This window comes from Kitasatospora putterlickiae (assembly GCF_039527695.1).
GTDB lineage: Bacteria > Actinomycetota > Actinomycetes > Streptomycetales > Streptomycetaceae > Kitasatospora > Kitasatospora putterlickiae.
In genome coordinates, this window is the sequence record NZ_BAAAKJ010000017.1 from 14,165 (window position 1) to 14,971 (window position 807).

General features: G+C 78.2%; 1 protein-coding gene. It reads left to right on the top strand.

Annotated features, from left to right (window positions below; translation table 11 throughout):
• On the top strand, positions 1-807 hold an 807-nt coding region (locus ABD308_RS01825), incomplete at both ends, for a glycosyltransferase (protein ID WP_425554671.1).

Here is an 807-nt window from a genome sequence, read left to right on the forward strand (position 1 = left end):
GGCTCGCCCAGTACCGGGCCACCGTGCGCGCCGCCCGGCAGGCCGGCGCCGACCTGCTGCTCACCTCGGTGCTGTGCAACGGGGCGCTGCTCGCCGCCGAGGCGCTGGACGTCCCGGTGGTGGTGCTCGGACTCTCCATCCACCTGTGGACCTACCGCTCCGGCGGCGCCGACGAGCCGCGGTACGGGCGCAGCCGGGAGAACCGGACCCGCGAGACCCTGGCGCTGTACGCCGCGACCCGCGAGCAGGCCGGTCTGGCCGGCCGCGGACCCCACGGGACGGCGCCGGACGACACCCCGCTGCTCGGCGACGCGCTGCTGCTCCGCGGCGTCCCCGAACTTGAGTACCCGGGCACCGAGTTGCCGCCCCGGGTGCACCACGTCGGCCCGCTCGCCTGGGAGCCCGCCGCCGACCCGGCCGAACTCGCCGCCGTCGACGCCGCGCTGGCCCGCACCGGCAAGCCCGTCGTCTACGTCCACCTCGGCCGCTTCTTCGGCGGCGGCACCCCCTGGCCCCGGCTCAACGCGACCTTCACCGGCGGCCGTTACCAGGCCGTGGTGGAACAGGGCCGCACCGGGGACGCGCGGCCCGGCCCGGACGCCGACGTCCTGCTCGTCCGCAAGCCCTGGCTGGGGCCGCTGGTCGAACGCGCCGGACTGGTGCTGACCGCCGGCACCTCCGCCCCGGTCCTCGGCGCCCTGCTGCGCGGACGCCCCCTCGGCGTCACGCCCAACGGCTCCGAACAGCCGGTGCTCGGCGGCGCGCTGCTGCGGGCCGGTGGCGCCGTCCACCTGCCGCGCACGCCGC